This window comes from Paraburkholderia bannensis, from assembly GCF_014200455.1.
GTDB classification, from domain to species: Bacteria; Pseudomonadota; Gammaproteobacteria; order Burkholderiales; family Burkholderiaceae; genus Paraburkholderia; species Paraburkholderia bannensis_A.
Map to the genome: position 1 here is coordinate 126,068 of NZ_JACHBW010000013.1, position 24,671 is coordinate 150,738.

Below are 24,671 nucleotides of genomic sequence, written 5' to 3' on the forward strand. Positions count from 1 at the left end.
GATATTCCAGGAGATAAGGTCATGAGCAATCCCCTCGACGGCATCAAGATCATCGACTTCACGCATGTCCAGGCAGGCCCGGCGTGCACGCAATTGCTTGCATGGTTCGGCGCGGACGTCATCAAGGTCGAGCGGCCCGGCGCTGGCGACGTAACGCGCTCGCAGCTGCGCGATATCCCCGAAGTCGACGCGCTGTATTTTACGATGCTAAACAGCAACAAGCGCTCGCTCACACTCGACACCAAGAAGCCCGAAGGCAAGGAAGTGCTCGAAAAGCTGATTCGCGAGTCGGACGTGATGGTCGAAAATTTTGGTCCCGGCGCACTCGATCGCATGGGTTTTGCCTGGGAGCGCATCAACGAACTCAATCCGAAGATGATTGTGGCCTCCGTGAAGGGCTTCAGCGAAGGTCACCACTACGACGATCTCAAGGTGTACGAGAACGTCGCCCAATGCGCGGGCGGCGCGGCATCGACCACGGGCTTCTGGGACGGTCCGCCCACGGTGAGTGCGGCCGCGCTGGGCGACAGCAATACCGGTATGCATCTGGCGATCGGCATTTTGACGGCGCTGATCGGCCGCGATAAAACCGGCAAGGGTCAAAAGGTGGCCGTATCGATGCAGGACAGCGTGATCAATCTGTGCCGCGTGAAACTGCGCGACCAGCAGCGTCTGGACCGCATCGGCTATCTTGAGGAGTACCCACAGTATCCGCACGGCAGTTTCAGCGATGTGGTGCCGCGCGGCGGCAATGCGGGCGGCGGCGGGCAACCGGGCTGGGTGCTCAAATGCAAGGGCTGGGAAACCGATCCGAACGCGTATATTTACTTCACCGTGCAGGGGCATGCCTGGGAGCCGATCTGCCACGCACTCGGCAAGCCGGAGTGGATCGACGATCCCGAATACCAGACGGCGCAGGCGCGTCAGCCGCACATCTTTGATATCTTCGCGACCATCGAAGCCTGGCTGGCCGACAAGACCAAATACGAGGCCGTGGATATTCTGCGCAAATTCGATATTCCGTGCGCGCCTGTGCTGAGCATGAAAGAGATTGCGAGCGATCCTTCGTTGCGGGCTAGCGGCACGATTGTCGAAGTACCCCATAAGGAGCGCGGTTCGTATCTGACCGTGGGCAGCCCGATCAAGTTCTCGGATCTGCGCCCGGAAATCAAGGGCTCTCCGCTGCTGGGCGAACATACGGACGAAGTGCTGGCCGATCTGGGATACACGGCGCAGCAGATCGCCGCCTTGCATGAGGTGCGCGCGGTTTGAGGCTTTTCAGGTAAATGCGTTGTTGAGAAGGAGCGGCGGACGATCTGCCGGCCTGTGGGCTCGTGCATCGTCGCGCCGCGGCCAGAACCTGTTCCCCACGCGGTCAACGCCATGTCATCCGCTATCGACTTTGCCCAGCTTGCCGACGTCATCGGCGACGCCATCGTCATTTCCGACGCTGCTGGCGACATCACCTACTGGAATCCCGCCGCGACCCGCATGTTCGGCTACACGCGCGACGAGGCGCTGGGCAAGACGCTCGATCTGATCATTCCGGAGCGGCTGCGCGGGCGGCACTGGGAGGGCTATCAGAAGACCATGGCGACGGGACAAACGCGCTATGGCAACGATGTATTGCGTGTGCCTGCCGTTGACAAGAGCGGGCGTGCGCTTTCGATTGCATTTACCGTTGCGCTGCTGCATGACCCGCAAGGCGCGTTGAACGGCATCGTTGCGGTGATTCGCGACGAGACTGCGCGCTTCCAGGAAGAGCGTCATCTACGCAAGCGCGTCACCGAACTCGAAGCGCATGCTCAACAGTCCTGATTGAGCCACGCCATCGCAGAACACATAGAACATAACGATCAGGAGACAGTCGGCATGGCGATGACCATTGCGATACCGCGCGAAACATTCCAGCACGAGCGGCGCGTGGCCGCCACGCCGGAAAGCGTCGCGCAGTTGCTCAAGCTTGGCTACGTGGTGGAAGTGGAGGCCGGGGCGGGCGAGCGCGCTTCCTATGGCGACGACGCATATCGCGCGGCGGGCGCTTGCATCGTCGAAGACGCGCTCGAACTCTGGAACAGCGCGGATATCGTGCTCAAGGTGCGTCCGCCCTCGATCGACGAAGCGCAGCGCCTGAAACAAGGCGCGACGTTGATCGGCTTCATCTGGCCGGCGCAGCAGGGTGCATTGCTCGACGCGCTGGCCTTGCGAGGCGCGACGGTGCTTGCGATGGATTGCGTGCCGCGTATCTCGCGCGCGCAGAAGCTCGATGCGCTGAGTTCCATGGCGAACATGGCGGGCTATCGCGCAGTGGTGGAGGCGGCGCAATATTTCGGCCGCGTTTTCACGGGGCAGATCACGGCGGCGGGCAAGATGCCGCCCGCGAAGGTGCTCGTGATTGGCGCGGGTGTCGCGGGGCTGGCGGCCATTGGCGCGGCGCGCGGGCTCGGTGCGATCGTGCGCGCCTTCGATACGCGGCCCGAGGTCGGCCAGCAGATCGAGAGCATGGGCGCGGAGTTTCTCACCGTCGAGGTCGAAGAAGACGGCGGCGGTGCAGGAGGGTACGCGAAGCAGATGAGCGCGAAGTTCATCGAAGCGGAGATGGCGCTATTCAAGGCCCAGGCGGCTGAAGTCGACATCATCGTCACGACCGCTCTGATACCCGGCAAGCCCGCGCCGCGCCTGATCGATGCGCAGACCGTGGCGTGCCTGCGCGCCGGCAGCGTGATCGTCGATCTGGCGGCGGAGCAGGGCGGCAATTGCGAGCTGACGCGCGCGGGCGAGGTGGTGCGCGCGCATGGCGTCACAATTGTCGGCTTTACCGATCTACCGAGCCGGATGGCGAACCAGTCGAGCCAGCTGTATGGGACCAATCTGCGGCATCTCTTGACGGATCTCACGATCAATAAGGATGGCGAACTAAAAATCGATATGGACGATGTCGTGCAGCGCGGCACCACTGTCATGCTGAATGGCGAGTTGAGCTGGCCAGCCCCGCCCGTGCAGGCGACGGCCCCTGCTGCTGCGAAACCCGTGACGGCTAAACCTGCCGTGCCGCATGCGCCTGCGAGCGATGGGGGACAGCATGCGGCGACAGACGCGCGCCGCCGCGGCGTTGGCGCTCTCATCGCGCTCGCGCTGATTGCGGCGTCGTTGCTGGCGCTCGGCGCAGTCGCGCCGCCTGCTTTCGTCGCACGTTTCACGGTGTTCGTGCTGGCGGTGTTCGTTGGCTATCAGGTGGTATGGAACGTCACGCCCGCGCTGCATACGCCGCTCATGAGCGTGACCAACGCGATCAGCGGCATCATCGTAATCGGAGCGTTACTGCATCCCGCGGGGGGCAATGCACTCGTGAGCGTCCTCGCTGGCGTCGCTCTCGTGGTGGCGACCATCAATATCGCCGGGGGCTTTCTCGTCACCCAGCGCATGCTGAAGATGTTCCAACGGACCTGAGGAGACGTCATGCTGAACGGAATCGGCAATATGGCGTGGCTGGTTGCAGCGACGCTGTTTATCCTCAGTCTGCGTGGGCTGAGTCATCCGGCAAGCGCACGGCGAGGCAACGTCTACGGCGTGTGTGGGATGACCATCGCGGTGCTGGCCACGCTGCTGGTCACGCGCGGTGCGGGTCTGGGCGTCGCTATCGGCGCGGCGCTGGTGGGCGGCGGCATTGGTGCGCTGCTGGCCAAACGCGTGGAGATGACGCAGATGCCGCAACTCGTTGCGGTGCTGCATAGTTTCGTGGGCCTCGCCGCGACGTTGATTGCTTTCGCCAATGCGCTGTCGCCTGCGTCGGCAGCGATTGGCGTCGAGCGTGCGATTCATGATACCGAGATCTTTGTCGGCGCTTTTATCGGCACGATTACGTTCACGGGTTCGATCGTTGCTTTTCTCAAGTTGCAAGGCACGCTCAGCGGCAAGCCGTTCGTGCTGCCGGCGCGACACGGGATGAATGCGGCGGCGCTCGCATTGTGTGCCGTGCTGGGCTACTTGTTCGTCGGCACCACGCACGGACTGCAGGCGCTTACGGCGCTCTGCGTCATGTGCGCGATTGCGGCGGTGCTGGGCGTGCATCTGGTGTTGGCGATCGGCGGCGCGGACATGCCGGTGGTTGTTTCGATGCTCAACAGCTATTCCGGTTGGGCGGCGGCCGCTACTGGCTTCATGCTCGACAACGATCTGCTGGTGACCACGGGCGCGCTGGTCGGTTCGAGCGGCACGATTCTCAGCTACATCATGTGCCGGGCGATGAACCGCAGCTTCATTTCGGTGATCCTCGGCGGCTTTGGCGCGGTCACCGCCGCAGCGGGCGCCGTGCCCGAAGGCGAAGTGGTGGCGACGACGGTGGACGAAGTCGGCACTCTGCTGCGCGACGCCGCCGAAGTCGTGATCGTTCCCGGGTATGGCATGGCGGTTGCGCAGGCCCAGGGCACCATCAGCGAAATCACGCGGCGTTTGCGCGCGCAGGGCGTACGGGTGCGCTTCGGCATTCATCCGGTGGCGGGGCGTTTGCCGGGGCACATGAACGTGCTGCTTGCCGAAGCCAAAGTCCCCTATGACATCGTGCTCGAAATGGACGAGATCAACGAGGACTTCAGGAATACCGATGTCGTGCTCGTGATCGGCGCGAACGATATCGTGAACCCAGGTGCGCAGGAGGATGCCGCGAGTCCCATTGCAGGCATGCCGGTGCTCGAAGTGTGGAAGGCGCGTACAGTGGTGGTTTCCAAGCGCAGCATGGCAACGGGTTATGCGGGTGTGGACAATCCGCTTTTCTATAAGGACAACACACGAATGTTGTTCGGCGACGCGAAGGGCAGCGTCGATGCACTGCTCAGGCAGCTCGAAACGGCTTGATGGCGTTACACGTTGCTTCATGCCGATTAAAGACGCCTTGAGCGTCGACGAATGGAGAGAGACAAACGTGTCACACATCGATCGCATCGACGTCGTCTGTACGGCGCGACGCCATAACCGCTGGGTGCAGCTCGCAGCGGGCATCGCCTGCATGGGGCTGGTCGCCAATCTGCAGTACGCCTGGACGCTTTTCGTGGTGCCGATGGATGCGCGTCACCATTGGGGGCAAGCCGCGATCCAGCTGGCGTTTTCGCTGTTCATCGTTACCGAGACCTGGCTCGTACCGGTCGAGGGCTGGCTGGTGGACCGCTTTGGCCCACGTCCCGTGGTGATGGGCGGCGCGTGCTGTGTGGCGCTTGGCTGGCTACTCGACGCGTGGGCGCCTGTGCTGCCGGTGCTCTACGTGGCCGCTGTGATTTCAGGCATTGGTGCAGGTGCGTATATGGCACGTGCGTGGGCACCGCGCTCAAGTGGTTCCCCGACCGGCGCGGCCTGGCGGCGGGGATGACGGCAGCGGGCTTCGGCGCGGGCGCGGCGCTCACCGTGATCCCGATCTCGCGCATGATCCAGCATTCGGGCTACGAAACCGCGTTCGTTTTCTTCGGACTCCTGCAAGGCGCCTGCATTCTGGCGCTGGCGCTCGTGATGGTGCGTCCGAAGCCGCCTGCGCAGGCGACGCGGGTGAAACGCGTCGTCGCGACGAAGACGGATTACACCACGCAACAGATGGTGCGCGCGCCGTTGTTCTGGGTGATGTATGCGATGTTTGTTTGCGTGGCGACGGGCGGCATCATCGCCACGGCGCAGATCGGGCCAATCGCGAAGTCCTATGGTTTTGCCGCCATGCCGGTAGCGTTCATGAGCGTTTCGCTGCCGCTGCTGACGATGACGCTGTCGATCAACAATCTCTGTAATGGCTTTACGCGCCCGCTGTGTGGGCTGATCTCGGATCGCATCGGGCGTGAGAACACGATGTTCATCACGTTTCTCGGCGAAGGGCTCGCCTTGCTCGGCCTGCGGTACTTCGGGCACGACCCGTATCTGTTCATATTGTTTTCCGGACTCGTCTTCCTGTTCTACGGCGATATCTTTTCGAACTTTCCGGCCACTTGCGCCGATACGTTCGGCGCGCGTTACGCAGCCGGCAATGCGGGTACGCTCTACACCGCGAAGGGAACCGCTGCGCTGCTCGTACCCGTCGCGACGCTGCTCGCGCTGCATGGCGGCTGGAATAGCGTGTTCGAATTCGCGGCCTGCATCGCCATGATGGCGGGCGTCTGTGCGAAAGTCGTTTTGCAGCCGATGCGGCGGAAGTGGATTTCTCAGTCGGCTCCGGCTGAGGCGCATCCTGAACCGGCTTTTGCTGCCGCGCCTTTGCGATCGGGGGAATAGGGGCGTCCATGCCGGCTTGCGGACGACGTAAATCGGATTCGCGAGGGACGGCAGTGTCGATGGGCGACGCAAAGCCGCTTTCGTTCTGGCCGCGCTCCATCCCTTCGACGGGCAGGCGCGTTGCGATCAACCAGGTCGCCGCATCACCGAAGCCCACAGCAACGATCGCGGCGATGACTACGATTTCCATCCGGTCTGCGCTTGTTTCGTAGCACTGTATCCTTGAGGATATAACGCTTCGCGGTGCGCGGAGAAGTCGGAGCCGTGTGAAAGAAGGGGATTTGAAGCAGAAATAAAATAAGCCGGCACAAGGCCGGCTTATTTTTGAATCTTGGTGCCCAAGAGAGGACTCGAACCTCCACAGTGTTGCCACCGCCAGGACCTGAACCTGGTGCGTCTACCAATTCCGCCACCTGGGCAAGGTGTCGCTTACTACTTGTTGCTGCGCTGTGTCGTGCAGCAGAGAACGAAATTCTAGCGCATCTGCAGGGCCTGTCAATAGCCTTTTTCAAAAAATCTTCACATCGCGCAAGAACTGGGTTTCGCCGCGTTCGATCGTGAGAGAGAAGGACTCAATGCGCGCCCAAAAATGCGGCGACAAAAACAAAGGCCTGGCAAAGCATCGATGCTTTGCCAGGCCTTTGCCGTCTTCACCTCGTTGCGAGCGAAACAGCACGCTGAACGAAGCGCAGAAATGAAATAAGCCGGCATAAAGCCGGCTTATTTTTAAATCTTGGTGCCCAAGAGAGGACTCGAACCTCCACAGTGTTGCCACCGCCAGGACCTGAACCTGGTGCGTCTACCAATTCCGCCACCTGGGCAAGGTGTCGCTTACTACTTGTTGCTGCGCTGTGTCGTGCAGCAGAGAACGAGATTCTAGCGCATCTGTAGAGCTTGTCAACACATGATTGCAAAATTCTTTTGCGATGATGTTCGATTGCTGTCTGCCGGGCGAACCTGGGGCTGACTCGATGCCAACTCGTACTCACACCACGGACCCCACGTTGCCGACGCGCGCTCACCGGCCCGCGCACTGGATTGTCGGGTGCGGCGCGGGTGTTAGAATGCCTCGCAGCAGTATAGGTAGCGCGTCACCTTATAGTGGCGCGCACCCACTGCATCAGCCGCATGTTGCAGCATACGAAGACCGGGGCGCGGCGCGTTTTGTTGTAGCCACGAACCGCGCGATATCCGACGTCCACGCAACGAGAACAACCATCGACAAGCCCTTGAGCAAATATCCGTACCCGATTCCCAGCCGCGAAGAGATCCTCGGCGTGCTGCGGACCAGCGAATCGCCCTGCACCGCGAACGATATCGCCGAGGCGCTCGCGATCAAGCGCCAGGAGCGCGAAGGGTTCTTCAGGCGGCTCGCCGCGATGGAGCGCGACGGGCAGATCCGGCTCGACTCGCGCGGCCACTATCAACTCGCGCATCCTTCCAACTTCGTCGCGGGCCGCGTTCAGGGCCATCGCGATGGCTATGGCTTCCTGATTCGCGACGACGGCCAGGACGATCTGTTCCTGCCGCAAGGCGAGATGCAGAAGGTCATGCACAACGACCGCGTGCTTGCGCGCATCGTCGGCTATGACCGGCGCGGTCGCCCGGAAGGGCACATCGTCGAGGTCACGGACCGCGCGAACCGCCGCGTGATCGGGCGTCTGCTCAATGAGAACGGCGCGATGATCGTCGCGCCGGAAGACAAGCGCATCGGCCACGACATCCTCGTCACGCAGAATCCGAAGAAAGCCAAGCCTGGCCAGGTCGTGGTGGTCGAGCTCACCGATTTCCCGAGCCGCCATTCGCAGCCGCTCGGCCGCGTGGTGGAAGTGCTCGGCGATATCGACGACCCGGGCATGGAAATCGAGATCGCCGTGCGCAAGTACGGCGTGCCGCACGAGTTCAGCAAGGAGGCGCTCGCCGACGCCGCGAAGCTGCCCGACGCCGTGCGCCCGACCGATATCCGCTACCGCGTCGATCTGCGCGATGTGCCGCTCGTCACCATCGACGGCGAAGATGCGCGTGACTTCGACGACGCCGTCTATTGCGAGCCGATGCAGGTCGGCAAGGGCGAGGGCTACCGTCTGCTCGTCGCGATCGCCGACGTTTCGCACTATGTATTGCCGGGCAGCGGCCTGGACGTCGACGCGATCGAGCGCAGCACCTCGGTGTATTTCCCGCGCCGCGTGATCCCGATGCTGCCGGAGAAGCTCTCGAACGGTCTGTGTTCGCTCAATCCGCATGTGGATCGCTGCGTGCTGGTCTGCGACATGGTCATCACCGCGCGCGGCGAGATCAAGGCGTATCAGTTCTATCCGGGCGTGATGCATTCGGCGGCGCGACTGACGTACACCGAAGTCGCCGCGGTCCTGAAGAACACCAAGGGTCCGGAGGCCACGCGTCGTGCGGCGCTGCTGCCGCAGTTGCAGAACCTCTACGGCGTCTACAAGGCGCTGTTCGCGGCGCGTCAGAAGCGCGGCGCGATTGACTTCGATACGACCGAAACGTACATCGTCTGCAATGCGCAGGGCAAGATCGAGCAGATCGTGCCGCGCCAGCGCAACGACGCGCACAAGCTGATCGAAGAGTGCATGCTCTCGGCCAACGTCTGCGCCGCGGACTTCATGAAGCGCAACAAGCACCCGGGCCTGTACCGCGTGCACGCGGGCCCGAGCGCGGAAAAGCTCGAAAACCTGCGCACCTTCCTGCGCGGCATGGGGCTCTCGCTGGGCGGTGGCGACACGCCGCACGCAAGTGATTACGCCGCGCTGATGGCGCATATCCGCGACCGTCCGGATGCGCAGATGCTCCAGACCATGCTGTTGCGCTCGATGCAGCAGGCCGTCTACAGCCCGGACAATATCGGCCACTTCGGTCTCGCGTATGAGGCATATGCCCACTTCACGAGCCCGATCCGCCGCTATCCCGACCTGCTCACGCACCGCGCGATATACGCGATCCTGCAGGGCAAGAAGTATCAGCCCGCCGCTCCGCAAGGCGTCGAGCTCAACACGGCGCTCTCGCCGCGTGCCCGCGCCATGCAGGCCGAGGACGAAGAGAAGCGCGGCAAGCGCGCTCGCGGCGCCGACACGGCGATCTGGGAAGAGCTGGGTCTGCATTGTTCGGCCAACGAGCGCCGCGCCGACGAAGCCTCGCGCGACGTCGAAGCCTGGCTCAAGTGCTATTTCATGCGCGACAAGCTCGGCGAGGAATACGGCGGCATGGTCAGCGGCGTGACCTCGTTCGGCATCTTCGTGCAGCTCGATTCGCTCTTTATCGAAGGTCTGGTGCATGTGACGGAACTCGGTTCCGATTACTTCCAGTACGACGACATCAAGAACGAGCTGCGCGGCGAGCGCACCGGCATTCGCTATCGCCTGTCGGATCGCGTGCGCGTGCAGGTGAGCCGCGTCGATCTCGACGCCCGCAAGATCGACTTCCGTCTGGTGCGCGATACGCCGGTCAAGCCTGCTGCGAATCGCGGCGGGCAGGTCCAGCAGGGCCAGCAGGAGCGTGGCGCAGCGGAAAGCGGCGCGCGCGTGCGCCCCATGCCGCTTGCCGCTGACGACGTGCGGCGCAAGAAGGCCGCGCCGCCGCAAAGCGCCGCGGTGAAGGAAGCCCGCACGGCACGCGGTGCGGCCAAGACGGCGAAGAAGCGTGCGCCGTCCAAGCCCACGGCCAAGAAGTCGCCGGTGCGCAAGAAGCGTTAAAGCCTTATCCACGGCGCGCGGATCGCTGGTCATCCAGCGTTCGCCCGTCGTGACCCGGTGCGCGGAATCATCCGGCGCGCCGGCGCAATATCACTCGTTCGCGGCGCCTTCGATGCGCCGCGAACCGTTTATCAGGGGTAGTTCCAGTCATGTCACGTCTCAAGGTTCTTTACGGTTTTCATGCGGTGACCGCACGTATGCGGCACGACGCGTCCACGGTCGAGGATGTCTATTACGATCCGACGCGGCGCGACCGCCGCATGCAGGAATTCCTGCACGCCGCGAAGGAAGCCGGCGTGCGTGCCATCGCCGCCGACGAGACGCGCCTCTGGGGCCTCGCGCACACCGAGCGCCATCAGGGCGTGGTGGCGCGCGTGCACGATCTGGCGCTGGCGCAGAATCTGGCCGAACTGCTCGACGGCATTCAGGGCCCGCCCTTGCTGCTGGTGCTGGACGGCGTCACCGATCCGCATAATCTTGGCGCCTGCCTGCGGGTGGCCGACGCCGCCGGCGCGCACGCCGTGATCGCCCCGCGCGACCGCGCCGTGGGCCTGAACGCGACCGCCGCGAAAGTGGCGAGCGGCGCGGCCGATACGGTGCCGTACATCACCGTCACCAACCTGGCGCGCGCGCTGCGCGAGCTTAAAGAGGCGGGCGTGTGGGTCGTCGGCACGGCAGGCGATGCGCCTAAGGGCCTGTATCAGACCAAACTCGACGGTGCTGTCGCGCTGGTGATGGGCGCCGAAGGCGAGGGCATGCGCCGTCTCACGCGCGAAACCTGCGACGAAGTCATGCAGATTCCGATGGCCGGTACGGTCGAGAGCCTGAACGTTTCCGTTGCGTCGGGCGTGTGCCTGTTCGAAGCGGTACGCCAGCGCGCCGCGCGCTGATACCGCAGTCGAGGTCGTCCGAAGCCCATGAAGACCTTGCCTCGTGCAGGACGGGCGGCGCTGGCCGCTGTGGCTTCGGCCGCCGCCGCGCTCGCGCTGGCGGCCTGCGCGCCCGCCACGATGACCGATCGCGGCGGCTATATCGCCGATTCGCAATATCACGCGCGCAGTGCCGATTCGCGCATCCGCTTCCTCGTGCTGCATTACACGGAAGGCGACGAGCCGGCCTCGCTCGACGCGCTCACGGGCGAAAACGTCAGCGCTCATTACCTCGTACCGGAGCACCCGCCGCTGCGCGACGGCAAGCCCGTCGTGTTGCAACTGGTCCCGGAAGCGCAGCGCGCCTGGCACGCAGGGGTGAGCGAGTGGCAAGGCACCACCGAACTGAATGCCGCGTCGATCGGCATCGAAAACGTCAACTCGGGGCCGCACGACACGCCGCAAGGCCGCACGTGGGCACCCTGGCCGCCCGATCAGGTGGCGGCGATCATCGCCTTGTCGAAGGACATCGTCACGCGCTACGGCATTGCGCCCACGCGCGTGGTGGGACATAGCGACATCGCACCGCAACGCAAGATCGATCCGGGCGCGGCCTTCCCGTGGAAGCAGCTCTACGACGCGGGCGTGGGCGCCTGGCCCGACGACGCCACCGTCAAGGCCGATCTCGCGGGGCGCGCGCCCGATGCGCCCGCCGACGTGCGCGGCCTGCAGATGAAGCTCGCGCGCTACGGCTACGACGTCGCCACCGACGGCGTGCTCGACGAGCGCACGCGCCGCGTGTTTGCGGCGTTCCAGATGCATTTCCGCCCGCGCGACTATGCCGGCACGCCGGACGCGCAAACGGATGCCATCGCCCAGGCGCTGCTCGACAAATATGTCGATCGCAGCACACCGGTGCCGCCTGACGCCACCGAAACGGCGCCTTGAAGGCGTGCTTGCCCTGTTGTGTGAATGCGGCGGGCGCAAGGTTTCCCGGCGGGCGTCGCCCGCAACTCCGGTAAACTATGCGTTTTCCGCGTTTCCTCTCCTCGGGCAGTACCCATCATGACTCAAGACGAACTCAAGAAACTGGTCGGCCAGGCCGCCGCCGACTATGTCAACGCGAACGTGCCGGAAGGCGCCATCATCGGCGTCGGCACTGGCTCGACCGCGAACTGTTTCATCGACGCACTGGCCGCCAGCAAGAGCCGCTACCGCGGCGCGGTCTCCAGCTCGGTCGCCACCACGGCGCGGCTGGAATCGCACGGCTTCAAGATTTTCGACCTCAACGAAATCGAATCGCTGCCCGTCTACGTGGACGGCGCCGATGAAATCGACGCCTCCGGCGCGATGATCAAGGGCGGTGGCGGCGCGCTCACGCGCGAGAAGATCGTGGCCTCGGTGTCGGAAGTGTTCGTCTGTATCGCCGATGCGAGCAAGCGCGTGGACGTGCTCGGCCAGTTCCCGCTGCCGATCGAAGTCGTGCCGATGGCGCGCACGGCCATCGGCCGCCGCGTGACGGCGCTCGGCGGCGTGCCGGTGCTGCGCGTGCAGAAGGACGGCTCGCCCTTCATCACCGACAACGGCAACGAGATTCTCGACGTGAAGGGGCTGCGCATCAGCGATCCGCGCACGCTCGAAGCGCACGTCAATGCATGGCCGGGCGTGGTGACCGTGGGTCTGTTCGCCGCGCGTGGCGCAGACTTCTGCCTGCTGGGCGGCGAGTCGGGCGTCGAGCGTATCGACTACAAGGCCTGATTGCCCTATTGTCTGATCGCCTGGTGGTTTGATGGTTTGATCGAAGTGGCGGCGGCGTGCAGTTTGACGCCGCCGTTCGCGCTTGTTGAGATGATGAAACCGCGCGCCGATTGATATGGATTCCTGATAATCAGGTGCACCATGCGCGCGAACTCGAAGCGCCAGAGTCGTCGGATCCGCCAGAAGCCGCCAGAGCCAACAGAAGCCGCCGCAAGCGAAGAAAAGGCAAAGCGCGCCTGTGCCGGAACGCCTTGCAAAATAAAACACACACACACGAGAAACGGGACCGAGGACCACCGCGCACCAGCCCCGGTCGGGCTTCCGCGTCTTATTCCACCGTTTCGGCCTGACGCAGGCGCGGCAGCAGGCGGTCGAACTCGCGTCGCACGAGGCCGTAGCACTCGCAGGCGCGGGCTTCGAGGCCTTCGCGGTCGAGCACGCGGATGCGGCCGCGGCTGTGGTGGATCAAACCTTCATCGTGCAGCTTGCCGGCTGCTTCCGTGATGCCTTCGCGGCGCACGCCGAGCATATCGGCGATGAGCTGCTGCGTGACCGTGAGGTCGTTCGAGGCCACGCGATCCACTTCGATCAGCAGCCAGCGGCACAACTGCTTGCTCAGCGAATGATGGCGATTGCAGGCGGCGGTTTGCGCGACCTGGGTGAGCAGCGCGTGCATGTAAAGCAGCATCAGGCGGCGCAGAAAGTCCGAGCGCGCGAACTGTTGCTTGAGGCTTTGCGCGCTCATGCGGTACGCGAAGCCCGAGCACTGCACCTGCACGCGGTTCGGCATGGTTTCGCCGCCCGTCAGGACGGGCACGCCCGTCATGCCTTCGCGGCCCACGGCGGCGATTTCCACGGAACTGCCGTCTTCCATCGTCGAAAGCATCGAGATGATGGCCGTGGTCGGAAAGTAGACGTGATGGATGCGCTGGCCGGAATCGCAGAGGAGTTGTTCGGTGCGCAGATGGACGAGTTCGAGATGCGGTGCGAGTGCTTGCCATTCATGCGACGGCAGTGCGCCGAGCAAATGGTTGCCGTGCAGATCCGATTGAAGGGTCAACATGATTTGGTCCTCGTGTGAAGGCGCTTGCGCCGCCTTCCGTCTTGTCATTCCGGTCGCCGAATCGGTTGTTGTTTGCCGCTTCCCGTAGCGGCTATTCGTTCGTCGTGCCGGCCCCATAGTCCCGAGTGGCGTCTGCGATATTTGTTTGCGTGACGCCTTGTGTGGCGCTTCTCACTAAGCAGGGTGTGTGCCAGAAGGTCGCAAAGCACGCCAGTACGCGGTTTCGCGGGCGTTACGGTCGCAGCGCGTCCAGGCAAGTCCGCGTTTTTGTTTCATATCTGTACGACGCGCCCGCGGGGCCGGTCAATGGACTGAGCAATTTGTATCGAGGTAAGTCATTGATTTATATGGAATAAATGAGGGGTAAAAGCCCTGTGTCGAAAATGACTCCAGGTTGAAACATGCGGCAGGGCACCTCCTTGCGGTAGGGCCGGTGCGTGCCGCATGGCGTTTGAATTTGATTCATTGCTGTTGCGCTGCGGCTGATCTGCCCAGAAACGTTCTCCCGTGAAACATGACCGCGTTACGGCGCGTCACGTTACGTTGTGTGGTCTGGCGCACGGAGCGCGCCAGATTTGCCTGCGCGGCCGCGCCCGTAGTGGCGAGCGGCGATGAAGCGGCGATCAAGCGACTGTTGTTTGCGCAACCATCCTGCCGTTGGCGCGTGCCGCCCGGTTCGACTGCCCGGCCGGTCTGCCTGTCCTCGCTCGACGGCAGTGTGCCCAGTTGCGCTGGCGGGCCGCCGTGCGCCAGCGCTCGGTCAGTGTGGGTATGCGTACAGAGTCGAAGGGCGTCCTTTGCTCCAATGGAGTCCGACAACGAGGGAGCGCGTGCGTGCATGACCTTGGGCGAGATCCGGTTAAGCGCCGCGCCGCGCCCGCGCGAACCCAATACCAGAGATTCCAACGGGGAGCTTTGCACATGAACCAGCTCGTCACACCGGCCGGCCTGATTGCAGTCGCCAATGAACCCGAAGTTGCACTGGTCGTGCAGCCGGTCGTGCTCGCCGGCGGATCGGGCACGCGTCTGTGGCCGCTCTCGCGTGAACACTGTCCGAAACAGCTGATCGACCTGCTCGACGGCGAGTCGCTGCTCGAAGCGACGGTGCGCCGTCTCGACGGTCTTTACGCTCGCGCGAGCGCTCCGGCCGATGCGCCCATCCTCAAGGCCGCGCCGCTCGTCGTCAGCAGCGAGGAGTTGCGCCACATGACCGCCGACCGGCTCGGCCGCAGCGGCAAGAGCGCGCACGTCGTGTTCGAACCGCACTCGCGCAATACCGCGCCGGCCCTGACGGTGGCAGCGCTCGCCGCGCAGGCCGCCCATACCCACGCATCGACCGGCCAGGCCGCTGCGGTCGACGGCGATCCGATACTCATCGCCATGCCCGCCGATCATCTGATCGCCGACCGCACGGCGTTTGCCGCCGCGCTCGAAGGCGCGGTGAGCTACGCGGCGCGCGGCGCCATCGTGACGCTCGGTGTGCCGCCGCAGCGCGCGGAAACCGGTTATGGCTACATCTGTGCGGGCGCCATGCTCGGCACGAGCGGCGCGCGCACAATCGAGCGCTTCGTGGAAAAGCCCAACGCGGAACTGGCTGCGGCTTACGTAGCTTCGGGCGATTACTGGTGGAACAGCGGCATTTTCGTGGTGCGCGCGTCGGTGTGGCTGGCGGCGATCGCGCGCGCCCGGCCCGCGATTGCGACGCTCTGCGCCCAGGCGTTCGAGCTTGCGCGCGTCGATGCCGACGGCGCGGTTCACCTCGACCCGGCGACCTTCGAGGGCTGCCCGTCGGACTCGATCGACTACGCGGTGATGGAATCGATCGGCGCTGACGCGCGCCTGGCCGGCGTGGTCGTGCCGCTGGTGGCGGGCTGGTCGGATGTGGGCGCCTGGGATGCCGTCTGGCAGGTGTCGGACAAGGACGCGAGCGGCAACGTTGCGCGCGGCCGCGTGCTCTTCGAAGACTCGACCGACAGCTTCGCGCATTCGGACGGGCGGCTGGTCGTCTGTGTGGGCGTGCACAACGTGGTGGTGGTCGAGACGGCGGACGCCGTACTGGTCGCCGCCAAGGACCGCGTGCAGGACGTGCGGGCGATCGTCGGCAAGCTCAAGGCGCAGCGCGGGGAGGAGGTGCAGCACCATCGCCGCGTCGAACGGCCCTGGGGATGTTACGACTCGGTGGACCGCGGCGAGCGCTTCCAGGTCAAGCGCATCGTGGTGAAGCCGGGCGGCGTGCTGTCGCTGCAGATGCATCATCACCGCGCCGAGCACTGGGTGGTCGTGCGCGGCACCGCGCGCGTCACGCGTGGCGACGACGTCTTCCTGATCTCTGAAAACGAATCGACTTATATCCCGCTGGGCGTGAAGCACCGGCTCGAAAATCCGGGCAAGACGCCGCTCGAAATCATCGAAGTGCAGTCGGGCGGCTATCTGGGCGAGGACGACATCGTGCGCTTCGAAGATCAATACGGACGTACGGCTACGCAGCGCTGACTGGACCGGTCGGCGTGTGCACCTTTGCGTATGCACATAACTGCATATGCACACAAAAAACATGCTGCAAATGGCGATAAAGAAACGACAAGGCAACCCTGATTATCGCCAAGTCAGTTTTTGCTTCATACAGAACGCTTACGAAAAGACAACGAATAACTTCATAAGACGAAATTCGGGAAACCGAAGGGCCGAATCACGAAGAACTTGTACAGGCTGGGCATTTGTCACGCGAAATTTGCGTCAGGAGATATCCTGGCTTACGTTTTATGCAATTAGCATGGCAACGTACGCATAAGTTCGACGAAGCACGAGGGCCCACGCAGTAACCGGCAAACAGGGCGATTAATGCCATCGGGGGGAGGGGTCATGGAACTGGGGAACAACAAGGAACGCTCACTCGTGAGCAAGGTCATGGATGGCCTGATTTCGGGCATCGTCGAAGAGCGTTATGGCGCGATCCTGCCGCCGCAGGACGTGTTGTCGAAGGAGTTCGACGTGAGCCGCACGGTCATGCGCGAAGCGCTGTCCATGCTGCTTGCGCGCCATATGCTGGACGTGCGGCCCAAGATCGGCACGCGCATCAGGCCGATGCGCGACTGGCGCATGATCGACGAAGACGTCGTGAGCTGGCGTTTTCGCGCGAAGCCGGACAAGACCTTTCTGCGCGACGTGATCGAATTTCGCACGCTGATCGAACCGGCGGCATGCGCACTGGCGGCCGAACGCGCGACCGCGGCGGATATCGCCGGGATTCGCGATGCTTTCGACGCGCTACATCAGGCGAGCCCAGGCGATTCGGGCTGCCAGGCCGCCGATGCGCTGCTGCACACGCGCATTCTCGCGGCGAGCGGCAATCAGTTCTATCAGCAGATGGCGGCGATCGTGCGCGGGGCGCTCACCATCGTCAATCCGATCCTGAGCCAGCGCCCGGACGGGTGGAGCAACGTGGTCGCCGCACATGGGCGCGTGGTTGAGGCAATCGAGCGCCGCTCGCCGCCCGATGCGCAGGCGGCCGCCGCAGCCATGATCGCCTACACCGCTGACGAGCTGAACCGGGCGTTCGCGCCGGAGGCGGCCTAGTCGAATCGCGCCGCCTGGCACGCACGTATGCCAACGTCGCTGGCGCAGACCGCGCGCGTCTCCCGCAGGTTTGCCGCATGCCAAAGCCGCACGCTTCCTTGACGGGGCGCGTGCGGCTTTGGCATGCGCTGAACTTCGCGTTTGCCTTCGCGCGCGCGAGCCAGTATCGTGCGTCTCTTTGCCTTGCCGCGCGCTGCGCGGCGGGTCCGCCATCCGCACAAAGAGAGACGACAGACATGGGCGATATCGCTGAAACCGGCACGATTCGTTGGGGCATCGTGGGCGCGGGCCGCATCGCGCGGCGCTTCGCGCAGGGCGTGGGGCATGTCGAAGGCGCACGCGTGAGCGCCGTCTGGTCGCGTCGCGCCGAGCCTGCGCAGGCGCTGGCGGCGGAGTTCGACGCGCGTGCGTGTGCGAGCTTCGACGCGCTGCTCGCGAGCGGCATCGACGCCGTCTATATCGCCACCATGCAGGACAGCCATGCGCACTATGCGACGGCTGCCTTGCAGGCCGGTTTGCCGGTGCTGTGCGAGAAACCCGCGACCGTCAACGCCGCGCAGCTCGACGGCGTGCTGCAAGCCGCGCGCGACGCGAAGCGCCTCTTCATGGAGGCGATGAAGCCGCCGTTCTATCCGCTTTATCGCGCCTTGCGCGCGCATCTCGAAGCCGATCCTGTCGGCCCGATTGGCCTTGTGCGTGCGGGCTGCTCGGTAGCCAATGTGCCTGCCGATCACCCGTCGTTTTCGTTCGCGCACGCGGGCGGGGCGCTGCTCGATATCGGCGTGTACGAGATGTTTCTGGCCGTCGACTGGCTTGGCGCACCGCGCGAGGTGCAGACCTTCGGGCGGCTGGGCGCGACCGGCGTGGATACGTTTGCAAGCCTCAATTGCCAGCACGAGCACGGCATCGCGCAGCTGTTCTGCGGGCTGGATCTGCATGGTTTCGGCGATGCGCTGCTGGCCGGGCCGCTGGGGAACGTGACGATCCACGCGAACTGGTGGAACCCGGCGCGCGCGACCATACGCTATGTCGATGGCCGCACGGTCGAGCTCGATGAGCCGTTCGAAGGCGGTGGCCTCAACTACGAGACCGCACACTTCTGCGAGCTGCTGCGCGCGGGCGCGCTGGAAAGTCCGGTGATGCCGCACGAAACCTCGCGCCGTATGATCGCAATGGCCGATGCCGCGCGCGCGACGCTTGGACTGCGTTTCGACTTCGAGTCAGGCAGCGCGCGCTGAAATGAAAACGGCGGTCGCAACGACCGCCGTTCTTTGGCTGCAACTCAGTGGCGCGAAGGCAGCGCGAGGCGCTTCTCGTACCAGTGCTGGATCCATTCGAGCACCTGGCACAGCACCCAGTAGATCGCGGCCGCCGCGAGATAGAGCGGCAGCGGCTGGTAGGTCGAGGCGATGATTTCCTGCGCGCTGCGCAGCAGTTCCGTCACCGTGATGACCGACACCAGCGAGGTGTCCTTGATGAGGCTGATGAGGCTGTTCGAGAGGCTCGGCACCGCAATGCGCAGCGCCTGCGGTGCGATCACGTAGCGCAGCGTCTGGCGTCGCGACAGGCCCAGGCTATAGGCCGCGAGCCACTGGCCGCGATGAATGCCGAGAATCGCCCCGCGCATGCTTTCCGATAGATAAGCCGCGACGTTGGCCGATAGCGCGATCACCCCCGCGGGCGTGGGGTCGAGCGAAATGCCGATGCTCGGCAGGCCGTAATAGATCACGAAGATCTGCACCAGCAGCGGCGTGCCGCGCATGAGGCTCACGTACACGCGCGCGATGAACACGGGCGCGCGGTTCGTACTGATGCCCATGAGGGCGAGCACGGCGCCGCCGATGAGCCCGAAGATCATCGAAAGCACGGCGAACTTGACCGTGAGCACCGCGCCCTGCGCGAGCACCGGCAGCGACTGGATGATGAGCGTGTAGATGGGCATGGGGAACGCGGAAAGGATCGGCTTGCGCAGCCTTGGCCTGGAAAAACCGCGGGGCGCTCATCCTGCCATCTTGCCGGATGCGCGCCCCGCGCCTGTCATGTCATGCTGATTCGCGCAGCGCGAGCGCCGCACGCGACATGCCTTACTTCGTGACCGGCTTGGTCACGTCGATGCCGAACCACTTGTCCGAGATCTTCGTGAAGGTGCCGTCGGCTTCGAGCTGCGTCATCGCATCGTCGATCGCCCTGGCGAACTTCGGATTGCCCTTCCTGAACGGGATGCCCGACGGATTGCCGTCGCCGACGAGCGCGCCCGCGCGCAGCGGCAGCTGCGAGTTCTTCATCAGGTAGGCGAGCATCAGGCGGTCGTTGAGCGCCGCGTCCAGACGGCCCGCGGCCAGATCGCGCAGATACTCGGGCGCGCCCGGGTAGGTCTTCACGTCGATGCCGGGGACCGACCTGGCCATGTCCATGTAGTTGGTGCCGAGCGCGACGCCGAGCTTCTTGCCCTTGAGGTCGTCGAGCGACTTGAACTGGCGCGTGTCGTCCTTGCGCTCGATGAGCTGCGCAGCCGAATACGTGTAAGCCGGCGAAAAGTCGAGCACGGCCTTGCGCTGGTCGGTGATGCCCACCTGGTTGGCGATCACGTCGAACTTGCCGGCCTGCAGACCGGCGATGATGCCGCTCCACTCGGTCGTGACGAACTCGGGCTTCACGCCGAGCTTCGCGGCCACGGCTTTGGCGATATCGACGTCGAAGCCGACCAGATCGCCATTGGGAGCTTTCGAATTGAACGGCGGGAAGGTGCCTTCGAGACCGATGCGCAGCGTGCCGCGCGCCTTGACCTGGTCGAGCAGATCGTCAGCATGGGCGCTGGCCGCCACGAACGACGTGCCCACCAGCGCGAGCGCGAAGAGCTTCTTGAGTAAAGCGAATTTCATTATTGTCCTCTTGTTTTACTGCTGTATTGCGGCGCAGCCGTCGATCAAACCTGTCAAGCCGACCAAGCCGATGCGCCGCACACAGCCCGAAACTATAGCCTCAGGCGCGGCCCGAGGCCAGCGCGCGCGCGCACTCCGCGACGAGCGCCGGGCCGCGATAGATGAAGCCGGTATAGACCTGCACAAGCGCCGCGCCCGCGGCGATCTTCGCGCGGGCATCCTCGCCCGAGAAAATCCCGCCCACGCCGATGATCGGCACCTGCTCGCCGAGTTCGGCGCGCAGCTTGCGGATCACCTCGTTCGAGGCGTCGAACACAGGGCGGCCCGACAGGCCGCCGGTTTCACTCGCGTTTGGCAGGCCTTCCACGGCGGCGCGCGAGAGCGTGGTGTTGGTGGCGATCACGCCTTCGATCTTGTGGCGCAGCAGGGTATCGGCGATTTCCTTGACCTGTTCGTCGTCGAGGTCCGGGGCGATCTTGAGCGCGAGCGGCACGAGCTTGCCGTGCATATCGGCCAGTCGCTGCTGCTTGTCCTTGAGCGCCGCGAGCAGCGCGTCGAGTTCGCCGCCGCCTTGCAGCTGGCGCAGATTCTTGGTGTTCGGCGACGAGATGTTGATCGTCACGTAGCTCGCGAACGGATAGACGCGTTCGAGGCAGAAAAGGTAGTCCTCAGCGGCGCGCTCGATCGGCGTATCGGCGTTCTTGCCGATGTTCAGGCCGAGAATGCCGCGATAACGCGCGGCCTGCACGTTCTTCACGAACTGTTCGACCCCGTGGTTATTGAAGCCCATCCGGTTGATGATGCCGCCTGCCTGCGGCAGACGGAAAATGCGCGGACGCGGATTGCCCGGCTGCGGGCGCGGCGTGACCGTGCCCACCTCGATAAAGCCGAAGCCCAGCGCGGCGAATCCGTCGATCGCGGCGCCTTCCTTGTCGAGGCCTGCGGCGAGGCCCACCGGATTGCGGAAGGTCAGGCCCATGACGGTGCGCGGCGAATCCGGCACGCGCGAGGCGAGCAGCCCGGCCATGCCGGTGCGGCCCGCCGCGCCGATCATGCGCAGGGAAAGGTGGTGGGCGTCTTCGGCGTCCATGCGAAAAAGCTGGTCGCGGACGAACGGATAAAGGGTGCTGAACACGGGAGGTAGGCGCAGGCGCCGGAAAATGATAACCCGCTATTTTAGCGACAAAGGCGCGACGGCTGGCGGGCGGTCTGGAATCTGCCGTATCCGGGGCGGCGCGTGCATGACGCGCGCACCTCGCGCGGCTGCCTATGCGCTTAGAGCACCGCGCGCGTCAGGCAACCGGATCGAGCGCGCGCCATACGCCGTCGAACAGGCCTTCGAGCGGCTGAAAGCGCGCCTTATAGGCCATTTTCGGGCTCTCGCGGATCCAGTAGCCCAGATACACATAGGGCAGTTGCAGGCTGCGCGCCTGTTCGATCTGCCAAAGAATGTTGTAGGTGCCGTAGCTGGCGTGCGGCGTGTCGGGCTCGAAGAAGGTATAGACCGAGGACAGCCCGTCGCCGAGGATGTCGATCATGCTGACCATGCGCAGGACCCCCGGCACATCGGGGTGCTGCGGATCGGGCTCGCGGAATTCCACCAGCCGCGAATTGATCCGGCTCTGCAGCAGGAATTGTTCGTACTGGTCGCGGCTGTCGCGGTCCATGCCGCCGCCCGCGTGACGCGCCGACTGGTAGCGCATGTAGAGCGCGTAGTGCGCCTCGTCATAGTGCAGCGGCGCGACCGTCGCGACGAGTTCGCCGTGATGCTTCCAGGTGCGCCGCTGGGTGCGGTTGGGCGTGTAGTGCTCGACCGGCACGCGTACCGGCACGCAGGCGCGGCAGCCGTCGCAGTAGGGGCGGTAGGTGAACACGCCCGAGCGGCGGAAGCCCGCCTTCACGAGATCGGTGTAGACGTCGGAATTGATGAGATGACTGGGCGTAGCCACCTGCGAGCGCGCGATGCGCCCCTCCAGATAACTGCAGGGGTAGGGCGCCGTTGCATAGAATTGCAGCGCGGAAAGCGGTGAAAGCGGCAGCTCGTTTGGATGAGTCACGTTGGCAGCTCTCGAAACAGATCGGAACGTCGCCTGTCTCGGGGCGCCGCCGGGGCTGGCGGCAAAAGCGACGTGTTCTGACTGCATACTAACATCGACGCCAGGCTTGCATCTATCGAAATACGCGCCCTGGCGCACGTCCGGCGGTCGTCGCGGGGATTTCGGCGTACTCGGCTGCGCATCGAAAGCGGCGCTTCAGGGCGACGGCACGGCGGGTGTTTCGAGGTGGCCCTGAGCGTGGCCGAGCCAGTCGGCCAGCACGGTTTTGTCGAAGCCCCAGGGAATCGCCTGCGCGCCCACATTGGCCCGCACATGCGCGATAAACGGCTTGCGCGCGATCTCGCGGCCGCCCAGCGAGGCCAGGTGCGCGGTGTTCTGCTGGCAGTCGATCAGCGCCACGCCGTTGCGGCGCAGATGCGCAACCAGCGCCGACAGCGCGATTTTCGAGGCATCCGTGATCGAGGCGAACATCGATTCGCCGAAGAACATCGTGCCGAGCGAGACGCCGTACAGGCCGCCCACGCGTTCGCCCTCGAACCAGGTTTCGATGCTGTGGGCGTCGCCGATGCGGTGCAGGCTCGAATAGGCGTCGATCACGTCGGCGGTAATCCAGGTGCCGCGCTGGCCGCGCCGTGGCGCGTTTGCGCAGGCGCGCATCACCGCGGCGAAATCGTCGTCGACGCGGATTTCCCAGGCGGGATCGCGCAGCACGCGCTTGAGCGTCTTCTTGAGCGAGGGCGAGACCTTGAATTCGTCCGGGCGCAGGATCATGCGCGGATCGGGGCTCCACCAGAGCACGGGCTGGCCGTCCGAGTACCACGGGAAAATGCCGTGCCGATAGGCGTCGATCAGACGCGAGGGCAGCAGATCGGCGCTGGCGGCGAGCAGCCCCGGCGCGCCGCTCGACGCGCCCAGGGCGCGCTCGACCGGCGGGAACGGCTCGTCGGGCGTAAGCCAGGGCACCATCGCCGCAGTGTCAGCCGTCGCGCAGCGGGCGCAGGACGTCGCCGGTGTGCAGGCCATAGCTGCCCGACTGGCGATCGGCGAAGAAAAAACGCAGGGTCTGGCCGACCGTGGGGAAGGCGATCTCGTCCCACGGAATTTCGTGTTCCTCGAACAGGCGCACTTCGAGGCTCTCCTCGCCGGCTTCGATGTCGATGTCGAGCAGGCGCGCGAGATAGAAGAGGTGAACCTGATGCACGCGCGGCACGTTGAGCAGCGAGAACAGGCTCTGCACCTCGACGCGCGCACCGGCTTCTTCCAGCGTTTCGCGCGAAGCGGCTTCGGAGGTCGTTTCGCCCATCTCCATGAAGCCCGCGGGCAGCGTCCAGTAGCCGTAGCGCGGCTCGATCGCGCGGCGGCACAGCAGCACCTTGTCTTCCCAGACCGGGACGGTGCCGACCACGTTGCGCGGATTCTGATAGTGAATGGTGCCGCAGTGCGCGCAGACATAGCGTTCGCGGTTGTCACCGGGCGGCACGAGCAGGCTGACCGCCTGACCGCAAGTCGAGCAGAATTTCATGGGCACGATAGGGGGATGGGTGATGCGAGTGTATCACCGCGGCGCGTCATGACGGGAGCTTGACCCGGAGCGCTCGCATAAGCGCCTTGGCATGAAGGTGCCGGGTTCAGCCGCCAAAAAACAAAAAAGGGTTACACGCCGATGCGTTGTAACCCTTGATTGCTTCTGACAGAACAGCTTTGGTTGCGGGGGTAGGATTTGAACCTACGACCTTCGGGTTATGAGCCCGACGAGCTGCCAGACTGCTCCACCCCGCGTCCGTCAGAGAAAAGAATTATAGGGTACGCCCTGGGATCGTGCAAGCGGTATTTTAAGTTTTCTTTTCTGGGCGCTTGCGCGCGGCTTGCTGGCGCATTGCAGAAGCATTGCAAGGCGAGTCCTGGACGTCGATGTCGCCAGGCTAGAATCGGGGCCGAGTCGCCTCCGACTGTTTTCTTGCTGCCTCGCTCATTGCCTCCTGTTCCCAATACCGACGGACCCGACGGACCTATGGACATCGCCCACGACCTGCAGACGATCGCCGCGCAAGAGCGCGCGCTTGTGTTTCCCCGTTTCGATGCCGGGCACGCCTGGCAGCTCGGCGCTTTCCTGCGCGAGCTGGCGCTCGCGCGCTCGCACGCGGTCGCGATCGACGTGCGCACGTTCGGCCTGCCACTGTTTTCGTGCGCGCTGCCGGGCGCCACGCCCGACAACCTCTCGTGGGTGCAGCGCAAGTCGCGCGTGGTCGAACATTTCCGTCGCAGCTCTTACGCGATTGGCCTGCGACTGCAGCAGACGGGCGCCACGCTCGCGGACAAGCATGGCTTGCCCGCTACCGAATACGCCACGCACGGCGGTGCGTTTCCGCTCGCGGTTCAGAGCGTGGGCGTGATTGGATCGGTGACGGTATCGGGGCTGCCGCAACGTCTCGACCACGAACTCGTTGTCGAGGCGCTGTGCGCGCAACTGGGCGCGGACTACGGCCAGCTTGCGCTGGCGAAGGCCTGAC

General features: G+C 64.5%; 21 protein-coding genes, 3 tRNA genes and 1 pseudogene. 13 read left to right on the forward strand and 12 right to left on the reverse strand.

The genetic code is table 11. From position 1 onward, the window contains the following. The first annotated feature begins 21 nt into the window (after positions 1 to 21). From frc to oxlT, 5 genes and pseudogenes are all read left to right on the forward strand, one after another. Positions 22 to 1,272 carry a formyl-CoA transferase gene (frc, locus tag F4827_RS21905; RefSeq protein ID WP_183727009.1) on the forward strand — a complete coding sequence of 417 codons (1,251 nt, stop codon included), beginning with the start codon at positions 22 to 24 and terminating at the stop codon, positions 1,270 to 1,272. A 111-nt stretch (positions 1,273 to 1,383) separates the two neighbouring features. Beyond that, the gene (locus F4827_RS21910) at positions 1,384 to 1,818 is read left to right on the forward strand and encodes a PAS domain-containing protein (protein WP_183727011.1); all 435 of its coding nucleotides are present in this window, start codon (positions 1,384 to 1,386) and stop codon (positions 1,816 to 1,818) included. 54 nt (positions 1,819 to 1,872) lie between these two features. Continuing rightward, on the forward strand, positions 1,873 to 3,450 hold the full coding sequence (locus F4827_RS21915; protein WP_183727013.1) for a Re/Si-specific NAD(P)(+) transhydrogenase subunit alpha: 1,578 nt from the start codon (positions 1,873 to 1,875) through the stop codon (positions 3,448 to 3,450). Between the two features lie 9 nt (positions 3,451 to 3,459). Further along, on the forward strand, positions 3,460 to 4,854 hold the full coding sequence (locus F4827_RS21920) for an NAD(P)(+) transhydrogenase (Re/Si-specific) subunit beta (protein WP_183727015.1): 1,395 nt from the start codon (positions 3,460 to 3,462) through the stop codon (positions 4,852 to 4,854). A 76-nt stretch (positions 4,855 to 4,930) separates the two neighbouring features. Next, positions 4,931 to 6,246, forward strand: a pseudogene (gene oxlT, locus F4827_RS21925) (oxalate/formate MFS antiporter). 332 nt (positions 6,247 to 6,578) lie between these two features. On the opposite strand, the gene F4827_RS21930 reads toward oxlT, so the two are convergent. From F4827_RS21930 to F4827_RS21940, 3 genes are all read right to left on the reverse strand, one after another. Beyond that, a tRNA-Leu gene (locus F4827_RS21930) sits at positions 6,579 to 6,665 on the reverse strand. An 89-nt stretch (positions 6,666 to 6,754) separates the two neighbouring features. Beyond that, complete coding sequence (locus tag F4827_RS21935) at positions 6,755 to 7,021, reverse strand: hypothetical protein (protein WP_183727017.1); 267 nt, start codon at positions 7,019 to 7,021, stop codon at positions 6,755 to 6,757. Further along, a tRNA-Leu gene (locus F4827_RS21940) sits at positions 6,981 to 7,067 on the reverse strand. The genes F4827_RS21935 and F4827_RS21940 overlap by 41 nt, the downstream gene beginning before the upstream one ends. Positions 7,068 to 7,475: 408 nt before the next feature. Here F4827_RS21940 and rnr point away from each other — a divergent pair. The 4 genes from rnr to rpiA all read left to right on the forward strand — a co-directional run bounded on the left by rnr (position 7,476) and on the right by rpiA (position 12,583). Then, on the forward strand, positions 7,476 to 9,956 hold the full coding sequence (gene rnr / locus F4827_RS21945; RefSeq protein ID WP_260175369.1) for a ribonuclease R: 2,481 nt from the start codon (positions 7,476 to 7,478) through the stop codon (positions 9,954 to 9,956). Between the two features lie 149 nt (positions 9,957 to 10,105). After that, complete coding sequence (gene rlmB, locus F4827_RS21950) at positions 10,106 to 10,846, forward strand: 23S rRNA (guanosine(2251)-2'-O)-methyltransferase RlmB (protein ID WP_183727021.1); 741 nt, start codon at positions 10,106 to 10,108, stop codon at positions 10,844 to 10,846. 27 nt (positions 10,847 to 10,873) lie between these two features. Beyond that, positions 10,874 to 11,773: an N-acetylmuramoyl-L-alanine amidase gene (locus tag F4827_RS21955; RefSeq protein WP_183727024.1), complete on the forward strand. Its 900-nt coding sequence runs from the start codon at positions 10,874 to 10,876 to the stop codon at positions 11,771 to 11,773. A 117-nt stretch (positions 11,774 to 11,890) separates the two neighbouring features. Next, positions 11,891 to 12,583: a ribose-5-phosphate isomerase RpiA gene (rpiA, locus tag F4827_RS21960; RefSeq protein WP_183727026.1), complete on the forward strand. Its 693-nt coding sequence runs from the start codon at positions 11,891 to 11,893 to the stop codon at positions 12,581 to 12,583. A 5-nt stretch (positions 12,584 to 12,588) separates the two neighbouring features. Here the strand turns inward: rpiA and F4827_RS21965 are convergent, their stop codons facing one another. Together F4827_RS21965 and F4827_RS21970 are read right to left on the reverse strand one after the other, a co-directional pair. After that, positions 12,589 to 12,852 carry a hypothetical protein gene (locus F4827_RS21965; RefSeq protein ID WP_183727027.1) on the reverse strand — a complete coding sequence of 88 codons (264 nt, stop codon included), beginning with the start codon at positions 12,850 to 12,852 and terminating at the stop codon, positions 12,589 to 12,591. 59 nt (positions 12,853 to 12,911) lie between these two features. After that, positions 12,912 to 13,646, reverse strand: a complete 735-nt coding sequence (locus tag F4827_RS21970; protein ID WP_183727028.1) for a Crp/Fnr family transcriptional regulator — start codon at positions 13,644 to 13,646, stop codon at positions 12,912 to 12,914. Positions 13,647 to 14,567: 921 nt separating this feature from the next. On the opposite strand from F4827_RS21970, the gene F4827_RS21975 reads away from it, so the two are divergent. The 3 genes from F4827_RS21975 to F4827_RS21985 all read left to right on the forward strand — a co-directional run bounded on the left by F4827_RS21975 (position 14,568) and on the right by F4827_RS21985 (position 18,460). Further along, entirely contained in the window at positions 14,568 to 16,139 is a 1,572-nt protein-coding gene (locus F4827_RS21975; protein WP_183727029.1) for a mannose-1-phosphate guanylyltransferase/mannose-6-phosphate isomerase, read from the forward strand. 369 nt (positions 16,140 to 16,508) lie between these two features. Continuing rightward, entirely contained in the window at positions 16,509 to 17,222 is a 714-nt protein-coding gene (locus F4827_RS21980; RefSeq protein ID WP_183727030.1) for a FadR/GntR family transcriptional regulator, read from the forward strand. A gap of 236 nt (positions 17,223 to 17,458) precedes the next feature. Continuing rightward, positions 17,459 to 18,460, forward strand: a complete 1,002-nt coding sequence (locus F4827_RS21985) for a Gfo/Idh/MocA family protein (RefSeq protein ID WP_183727031.1) — start codon at positions 17,459 to 17,461, stop codon at positions 18,458 to 18,460. Between the two features lie 44 nt (positions 18,461 to 18,504). On the opposite strand, the gene F4827_RS21990 is transcribed toward F4827_RS21985, so the two are convergent. The 7 genes from F4827_RS21990 to F4827_RS22020 form a co-directional block, all read right to left on the reverse strand. Next, a complete protein-coding gene (locus F4827_RS21990) occupies positions 18,505 to 19,164 on the reverse strand; it encodes an amino acid ABC transporter permease (protein ID WP_183727032.1) in 660 nt (219 codons plus the stop codon). 142 nt (positions 19,165 to 19,306) lie between these two features. Then, positions 19,307 to 20,104, reverse strand: a complete 798-nt coding sequence (locus F4827_RS21995; RefSeq protein WP_183727034.1) for a cystine ABC transporter substrate-binding protein — start codon at positions 20,102 to 20,104, stop codon at positions 19,307 to 19,309. Between the two features lie 100 nt (positions 20,105 to 20,204). Beyond that, positions 20,205 to 21,239 carry a quinone-dependent dihydroorotate dehydrogenase gene (locus tag F4827_RS22000; protein ID WP_103705869.1) on the reverse strand — a complete coding sequence of 345 codons (1,035 nt, stop codon included), beginning with the start codon at positions 21,237 to 21,239 and terminating at the stop codon, positions 20,205 to 20,207. 157 nt (positions 21,240 to 21,396) lie between these two features. After that, the gene (locus tag F4827_RS22005; protein ID WP_183727036.1) at positions 21,397 to 22,161 is read right to left on the reverse strand and encodes an arginyltransferase; all 765 of its coding nucleotides are present in this window, start codon (positions 22,159 to 22,161) and stop codon (positions 21,397 to 21,399) included. 195 nt (positions 22,162 to 22,356) lie between these two features. Further along, positions 22,357 to 23,127 carry a leucyl/phenylalanyl-tRNA--protein transferase gene (aat, locus tag F4827_RS22010; RefSeq protein WP_183727038.1) on the reverse strand — a complete coding sequence of 257 codons (771 nt, stop codon included), beginning with the start codon at positions 23,125 to 23,127 and terminating at the stop codon, positions 22,357 to 22,359. 10 nt (positions 23,128 to 23,137) lie between these two features. Next, entirely contained in the window at positions 23,138 to 23,683 is a 546-nt protein-coding gene (locus F4827_RS22015) for an NUDIX hydrolase (protein WP_183727040.1), read from the reverse strand. A gap of 180 nt (positions 23,684 to 23,863) precedes the next feature. Further along, positions 23,864 to 23,940, reverse strand: a tRNA-Met gene (locus tag F4827_RS22020). Positions 23,941 to 24,172: 232 nt separating this feature from the next. On the opposite strand from F4827_RS22020, the gene F4827_RS22025 reads away from it, so the two are divergent. After that, a complete protein-coding gene (locus F4827_RS22025; RefSeq protein ID WP_183727042.1) occupies positions 24,173 to 24,670 on the forward strand; it encodes a heme-degrading domain-containing protein in 498 nt (165 codons plus the stop codon). The last annotated feature ends 1 nt before the right edge of the window (position 24,671 follow it).

Excerpts from the sequence above, each read along its gene's own strand:
- rlmB (WP_183727021.1), top strand. The coding sequence starts at position 10,106 with ATGTCACGTCTCAAGGTTCTTTACGGTTTTCATGCGGTGACCGCACGT.
- F4827_RS21955 (WP_183727024.1), top strand. The coding sequence starts at position 10,874 with ATGAAGACCTTGCCTCGTGCAGGACGGGCGGCGCTGGCCGCTGTGGCT.
- F4827_RS21970 (WP_183727028.1), bottom strand. The coding sequence starts at position 13,646 with ATGTTGACCCTTCAATCGGATCTGCACGGCAACCATTTGCTCGGCGCA.
- F4827_RS21985 (WP_183727031.1), top strand. The coding sequence starts at position 17,459 with ATGGGCGATATCGCTGAAACCGGCACGATTCGTTGGGGCATCGTGGGC.
- F4827_RS21920 (WP_183727015.1), top strand. The coding sequence starts at position 3,460 with ATGCTGAACGGAATCGGCAATATGGCGTGGCTGGTTGCAGCGACGCTG.
- aat (WP_183727038.1), bottom strand. The coding sequence starts at position 23,127 with ATGGTGCCCTGGCTTACGCCCGACGAGCCGTTCCCGCCGGTCGAGCGC.
- F4827_RS21975 (WP_183727029.1), top strand. The coding sequence starts at position 14,568 with ATGAACCAGCTCGTCACACCGGCCGGCCTGATTGCAGTCGCCAATGAA.
- F4827_RS21990 (WP_183727032.1), bottom strand. The coding sequence starts at position 19,164 with ATGCCCATCTACACGCTCATCATCCAGTCGCTGCCGGTGCTCGCGCAG.
- rpiA (WP_183727026.1), top strand. The coding sequence starts at position 11,891 with ATGACTCAAGACGAACTCAAGAAACTGGTCGGCCAGGCCGCCGCCGAC.
- frc (WP_183727009.1), top strand. The coding sequence starts at position 22 with ATGAGCAATCCCCTCGACGGCATCAAGATCATCGACTTCACGCATGTC.
- F4827_RS21910 (WP_183727011.1), top strand. The coding sequence starts at position 1,384 with ATGTCATCCGCTATCGACTTTGCCCAGCTTGCCGACGTCATCGGCGAC.
- F4827_RS21915 (WP_183727013.1), top strand. The coding sequence starts at position 1,873 with ATGGCGATGACCATTGCGATACCGCGCGAAACATTCCAGCACGAGCGG.
- F4827_RS21995 (WP_183727034.1), bottom strand. The coding sequence starts at position 20,104 with ATGAAATTCGCTTTACTCAAGAAGCTCTTCGCGCTCGCGCTGGTGGGC.
- F4827_RS22025 (WP_183727042.1), top strand. The coding sequence starts at position 24,173 with ATGGACATCGCCCACGACCTGCAGACGATCGCCGCGCAAGAGCGCGCG.
- F4827_RS21980 (WP_183727030.1), top strand. The coding sequence starts at position 16,509 with ATGGAACTGGGGAACAACAAGGAACGCTCACTCGTGAGCAAGGTCATG.
- F4827_RS22015 (WP_183727040.1), bottom strand. The coding sequence starts at position 23,683 with ATGAAATTCTGCTCGACTTGCGGTCAGGCGGTCAGCCTGCTCGTGCCG.